The sequence below is a fragment of the Alkalibacillus haloalkaliphilus genome, assembly GCF_007991275.1.
GTDB lineage: Bacteria > Bacillota > Bacilli > Bacillales > Alkalibacillaceae > Alkalibacillus > Alkalibacillus haloalkaliphilus.
This window is the reverse complement of sequence record NZ_BJYA01000023.1, coordinates 33,495-40,220: the sequence shown is the minus strand read 5'-3', so window position 1 is coordinate 40,220 and position 6,726 is coordinate 33,495. Positions and strand designations below refer to the sequence as shown.

4 protein-coding genes are annotated in these 6,726 nt (G+C 39.5%); all 4 read left to right on the top strand.

The window, feature by feature from the left end; genetic code table 11:
• Positions 1-222 precede the first annotated feature (222 nt).
• The 4 genes from AHA02nite_RS14045 (at position 223) to AHA02nite_RS14030 (ending at position 6,684) form a co-directional block, all read left to right on the top strand.
• Positions 223-1,140 carry a proline dehydrogenase family protein gene (locus tag AHA02nite_RS14045; protein WP_146818391.1) on the top strand — a complete coding sequence of 306 codons (918 nt, stop codon included), beginning with the start codon at positions 223-225 and terminating at the stop codon, positions 1,138-1,140.
• 150 nt (positions 1,141-1,290) lie between these two features.
• Positions 1,291-3,675, top strand: coding sequence for a 3-hydroxyacyl-CoA dehydrogenase/enoyl-CoA hydratase family protein (locus AHA02nite_RS14040; RefSeq protein WP_146818389.1), 2,385 nt, complete (start codon positions 1,291-1,293; stop codon positions 3,673-3,675).
• Positions 3,676-3,705: 30 nt separating this feature from the next.
• Positions 3,706-4,881 carry an acetyl-CoA C-acetyltransferase gene (locus tag AHA02nite_RS14035; protein ID WP_146818387.1) on the top strand — a complete coding sequence of 392 codons (1,176 nt, stop codon included), beginning with the start codon at positions 3,706-3,708 and terminating at the stop codon, positions 4,879-4,881.
• Between the two features lie 24 nt (positions 4,882-4,905).
• Positions 4,906-6,684: an acyl-CoA dehydrogenase family protein gene (locus AHA02nite_RS14030; protein WP_170236116.1), complete on the top strand. Its 1,779-nt coding sequence runs from the start codon at positions 4,906-4,908 to the stop codon at positions 6,682-6,684.
• The last annotated feature ends 42 nt before the right edge of the window (positions 6,685-6,726 follow it).

The window sequence follows — 6,726 nt, the reverse complement described above, 5'->3', positions numbered from 1 at the left end:
GGCCACGCTTTTTGGGCCGAGGAGGCTCGAGCCGTGCCCGCGGAAAGCGAAGCGTTTTGATGTAGCGATAGGAGCTACAATTGTTTTGTTCAAGAGGGTTATAATTGGATGGTGTAATTTTTCCACCAACACATTTTACAAAAAATAATTAAAATTTCAGTCAGAAAATGATAAAATAGAAAACGGTTTCATAGAAATGCACTTACGACTGGGGGAGTAGACATGGAGAAAGTATTACGCCAATTTTTCTTATTTTTATCTAACAATAAATTATTAACAGCGCTTGCGAAGCGTTATGGGTTTAGATTCGGGGCTAGCCGTTTCGTAGCCGGAACGAACATTGGCCATGCAGCTGAAAAGATTCGTGAACTAAATCAAAAAGGAATGTCAGTCACATTAGACCATCTAGGTGAATATGTAACTGATAAGGAAGAAGCCATAGAGCGCACAAAAGAAACGATTAAATCGATTAAAGTAATCGATAAATTAAACTTAGACTCTCAAGTATCAGTCAAAATGACGTCGATGGGTCTTGATATTTCAGATGATCTAGTACTAAATAACATGCGTAGAATTTTAGATGCCGGTAAAGAACATAATGTACTAGTTACAATCGATATGGAAGACTACGAGCGTTGTGAAAAGACGATCACTATTTTCGAAACGTTAAAAGAAGAGTACGATTTATTAAGCACTGTACTACAATCTTATTTATACCGTACAGAAGATGATTTACAACGTTTAAATAAGTACAGCCCTAACATACGATTGGTTAAAGGTGCCTATAAAGAATCAGCAGAGGTTGCTTATCCGGAAAAGAAAGACGTTGATGAGAACTTGAAGAAGCTGATCGCGTTGCACTTAGATAACGGTAACTTCACTGCACTTGGTTCACACGATGACGTGATGATCGAATATACGAAGCAATATGTTGAAGAAAATAATATTCCGAACGATCAATTTGAATTCCAAATGTTATACGGCATGAGAAATGAACTTAAAGAAAATTTAGTTGAACAAGGTTATAATGTAAGGGTTTATGTACCTTATGGCCGCGATTGGTTTGGTTACAACATGCGTCGTTTAGCTGAAAGACCAGCCAATGTTTTATTTGTATTAAGAGGTGTGTTTAAGAAATAAATTTTAATTGTAGATAAATGTTTGCGAAATGTCTGAAAATATTTTATAGTATAAATAGATGAATTTTTTGGATAGCTTGCTATCCAAAATTTTTTAAACAAAAATGAATGAGTATTCATTCAAACTAAATTACGGATAGGGGGAGCATTCATGAACGGAAGAATTAAGCGCGCAGCAGTCCTAGGTTCAGGGGTAATGGGAGCAGGAATTGCAGCGCATTTAGCGAATTTAGGCATTTCTACGTTAATGCTTGATATTGTTCCTAAAGATTTATCAGATGAAGAAAAACAAGATCCACGTGCGCGCAATAAAATTGCGGCAGAAAACAAGAAAAAGTTATTAAAACAAAATCCATCTCCAATTACGACGAAGAAGAGTTTAGATCTAATTTCAGTTGGTAACTTTGAAGACAACATGAAAGATTTAAAAGACGTTGATTGGATTATTGAAGTCGTTGTTGAGAACTTAGAGGTTAAACAAAAGGTTTACGCTCAAGTTGATGAACACCGCTCAGAAGGTAGTATCGTGAGCTCAAATACGTCAGGTATTTCAATTGAAGCAATGGCTGAAGGGCGTTCAGAAGATTTTAAGAAACATTTCTTAGGTACGCACTTCTTTAACCCGCCACGTTACTTAAAGTTATTAGAAGTTATTCCGACAAAAGATACAGACCCAGAAGTGTTAGAGTACATGAAGCACTTTAGCGAAGATGTGCTAGGAAAAGGTGTAGTTGAAGCAAAAGATACACCGAACTTTATCGCAAACCGTATTGGTACATACGGCTTACTCGTCACTGTACAAGAAATGCTAAAAGGTGGCTACAGTGTCGGTGAAGTAGACTCTGTGACAGGACCAATGATTGGCCGTCCAAAGAGTGCGACATTCCGTACACTGGATGTAGTCGGCCTAGATACATTCATCCACGTTGCAAAAAACGTTTATGACAAAGTTGAAGGTGAAGAACAGAAAGTATTCGACGTACCTGATTTCATGAAACAAATGAATGAAAAAGGCATGCTAGGTGCTAAGTCAGGCAAAGGATTCTACCAAAAGCAAAAAGGTGAAAAAGGTAGTGTTATTTACGAACTAAACCCTGAAACACTTGAGTATGATCAAGAACAACAAAAGCTTAAAACACAAGCTTCTGGCGCTGCGAAGCAAGAAAAAGGACCGAAGCGCAAATTGAAAGCGCTTGTATCAGCTAAAGGTGATCGTGCGGGTGATTTAGTGTGGAACATTTCGAAGCCCACACTCATTTACTCAGCAGAGCTTTTAGGTGAAATTGCTGATGATCTCACGCAAATCGATGACGCTATGAAGTGGGGCTTCGGTTGGGAAATCGGCCCATTTGAAATGTGGGATGCGATCGGCGTTGAGAAAGCAGTTAGACGTATGCAAGAAGAAGGTTCTGAAGTCCCAGCATGGGTTACAGACATGTTAGGTAAAGGCTTTGAAACGTTCTACAAGCGTGAAAACGGTAAACTATATTTCTACCATAATGGTGAATATGTAGAGAAAAAAGTAAACGAAAAAGAAATTAACTTAAAGCTTCATAAAGAGGCTAATGGTGTCATTAAGAAAAATAGTGGCGCTAGTTTAATAGACATTGGTGATGATGTTGCATTACTTCAATTTACATCTCCGAATAACTCAATTGGTTTAGATGTTATTCAAATGATTAACCAATCTCTTGAAGAAGTAAACAACAATTATCGTGGCTTAGTAATCGGTAACCAAGGTAAAAACTTCTGTGTTGGTGCAAACTTAGCGATGATTTTAATGGAAGCTCAAGAATTTAATTTCTTTGAGATCGACATCGTAATTAAGCAGTTCCAACAAGCGATGCAAAACATTAAATTTAACGAAAAGCCAGTTGTTGCAGCACCATATGGTATGACGTTAGGTGGCGGTACAGAGATTGTACTTCCAACTGCAGCACAACAAGCTTCACCTGAAACTTATATGGGCTTAGTTGAAGCAGGTGTTGGTCTAATTCCTGGTGGTGGTGGAAACAAAGAATTCTACATTAACCAGTTGAATGGTCTACCTGAAGGTGTTGATTTTGATTTACAAAAAGTTGCAAATGACGTCTTTGAAAAGATTGCAACAGGTAAAGTATCAACGTCTGCAGCTGAAGCGGTTGAGCATGGTTTCCTAAATGGACCAGAATCAATTAGCTTAAACGGCGATCACCAAATCTATGATGCGAAGAACCAAGTACTTGCTTTAGACAAAGGTGGATATCAAGCACCGAAGCACGAAAAAGTGCCAGTTGTTGGTGAAGCAGGTTACGCAACAATGGTATTAGGTGCTAAGCAAATGCAGTTAAGCGGCTATGCTTCAGAACATGATATTAAGATTGCTAAGAAACTAGCAAACGTATTAGCTGGTGGCCAAATTAAGTCTGGAACAAAAGTAGAAGAACAGTACTTACTAGATTTAGAGCGTGAAGCATTCCTAAGTTTAGTCGGTGAACAAAAGACACAAGAACGTATGATTCACATGTTACAAAAAGGTAAGCCTTTACGTAACTAATAAAAATCCAACGTAAGAGGAGGATCAATCGTGAGAGAAGCTGTTATTGTATCAGGTGCAAGAACACCTGTTGGTAAAGCAAATAAAGGAACACTTGCTCATACACGTCCAGACGATTTAGCTGCTTTAACAGTTAAAGAAACGTTAAAGCGCGCTAACAATTATGATGGCAATGTTGATGATGTCATTATTGGATGTGCCATGCCAGAAGCTGAGCAAGGTATGAATATGGCTAGACAAATTGCTGGTTTAGCTGGCTTAGATAATGATGTACCAGGGATTACGATTAACCGTTATTGCTCTTCTGGACTACAAAGTATTGCCTATGCAGCGGAGCGTATTATGCTAGGTTATTCTGACACGATTATTGCTGGTGGAGCAGAATCAATGTCAATGATTCCAATGGGCGGTAACGTCATTAAGCCAAACCCAACTTTAGTTGATGAAGCACCGGAATATTATATGAGTATGGGGCATACAGCTGAAGAAGTAGCCAATCGTTACGGTGTTAGCCGTGAAGATCAAGATGCTTTTGCAGTTCGCAGTCACGAAAGAGCAGCAAAAGCACTTGCTGAAGGCAAATTCGATGACGAAATTGTCCCAGTTGAAGTGACAGATCGTACGATTGGACCAGATAACCAAGTTCAAGAGCGTACAGTAACACTTTCAAAAGACGAAGGTGTGCGTGAAGGTACGAGTATGGAAGGTTTAGCGAAGTTAAAGCCAGCTTTCAATGTGAAAGGTTCTGTTACAGCAGGTAACTCATCACAAATGAGTGATGGTGCTGCATCCGTGTTAGTAATGGACCGCGAAAAAGCTGAAAAAGAAGGACTTCAGCCTATGGCTAAGTTCCGCTCATTTACTGTAGCTGGTGTAGAACCAGAAGTAATGGGTGTCGGTCCAGTTGAAGCTATTCCTAAAGCTGTAGAGCTAGCTGGTCTTTCTTTAGACGACATCGGTTTATTTGAGCTAAATGAAGCATTCGCTTCTCAAGCTTTACAAGTTTGCCGTGAATTAAATTTGAATGAAGACATCGTTAACGTTAACGGTGGTGCAATCGCATTAGGACACCCATTAGGTTGCACAGGTACGAAACTAACGTTATCGCTAGTCCATGAGATGAAACGCCGTGACGTGAAGTATGGTGTCGTTACGATGTGTATCGGTGGCGGTATGGGCGCTGCTGGAGTATTTGAATTACTATAATTTGAACTTATAGGGGGAATTAGAATGATCGAAGAAAAGTTATTAAAAGGTGGCTCATTCTTAGTTGAAGATGTAGATCCAGATGAGGTTTTAACACCTGAGAGTTTCAATGATGAGCATAAAATGATTGCAAAAACGACTGAAGAATATATTAAAAACGACGTATGGCCAGTACTAGAAGACTTAGAAAATCATGAGTTTGATAAGTCAGTAACTCTATTACAAAAAGCTGGTGAACTAGGTTTACTAGGTATTGACGTACCAGAAGAGTATGGAGGCCTAGAGCTTGATAAGATCACATCTTCATTAGTAACTGAGAAAATGGCACTTGCTGGTGGTTTCTCAATTACACACGGGGCTCACGTTGGAATCGGTTCACTTCCAATCGTATTTTTCGGTAACGAAGAACAAAAGCAAAAGTATCTACCTTCTTTAGCAACAGGTGAGAAAATTGCAGCATACGCACTTACTGAGCCAGGTTCAGGTTCAGACGCATTAGGTGCTAAAACAACAGCAGTACTAAATGAAGAAGGTACGCATTATGTGTTAAACGGTGAAAAGCAGTGGATTACAAACTCTGCATTTGCTGATGTTTTCGTAGTGTACGCTAAAATTGATGGAGAGAAATTCTCTGCATTTATCGTAGAGCGTGACTTCCCAGGCGTTTCAACTGGTCCTGAAGAGAAGAAGATGGGTATTAAGTCGTCTTCAACTCGTACATTAGTACTTGAAGACGCTCAAGTTCCAGTAGAAAACGTATTAGGCGAAATTGGCCGCGGTCACGTAATCGCATTCAACATCTTAAACGTAGGTCGTTATAAGTTAGCAATCGGTGGTGTTGGTGGTGCTAAGCGTGCACTAGAATTAGCTGTTCAGTACGCAAATGAGCGTAAACAGTTCCAAACACCAATTTCAAGCTTTTCATTAATTCAAGAGAAGTTAGCGAACATGGCGACACAAACGTACGCTAACGAAAGTGCTGTTTATCGTACAGTAGGTCTATTTGAATCACGTCTAGGTCAGCTTTCTAAAGAAGAGCTAAATGACGGATCTGCTGTTGCAAAAGGTATTGCAGAGTATGCGATTGAGTGTTCAATGAACAAATATACAGCAACTGAATTATTAGACTATGTTGCTGATGAAGCGGTACAGATTCATGGTGGTTACGGCTTTATGGCAGAGTATGAAGTAGAGCGTATTTACCGTGATTCTAGAATTAACCGTATTTTTGAAGGTACGAACGAAATTAATCGCCTACTAGTACCAGGAACGTTCATGAAGAAAGCGATGAAAGGTGAGCTTCCTTTACTTGAGAAAGCAATGGGACTTCAAAACGAACTAATGGCGATGATGCCAGAAACTCCTGGTGACGAAGCATTAGAACAAGAGAAATACCTTGTAGGTAACGCGAAGAAAATTGGCTTACTTGCAGCGGGTATTGCCGCTCAAAAGTACCAGGAGAAATTAGAGCAAGAACAAGAGTTACTATCGAACATTGCTGACATTGCAGCGGACGTTTATAACATGGAATCAGCTGTTTTACGTACTGCAAAAGCTATTGCAAGAGATGGTGAAGAGAAGAGTAGACAGAAGCTTCTTTACACTCAAGTATTCGTAGAAGAGACGTTAAACAACATTGAAGCTCATGCGAAAGAAACGTTAATTGCAGTTGAAGAAGGCGATAACCTACGTATGATGCTATCAGCACTTCGCAAGTTAACGCGTCGCGAGCACATTAACGTCATCGAGAAGAAGCGTGAGATCGCAAGCACGTTAATCGAAGAAGAAAAATATTACGTTTAATATTTAACTAATTAAAGGCACTGACCACTATAGTGGTTAGTG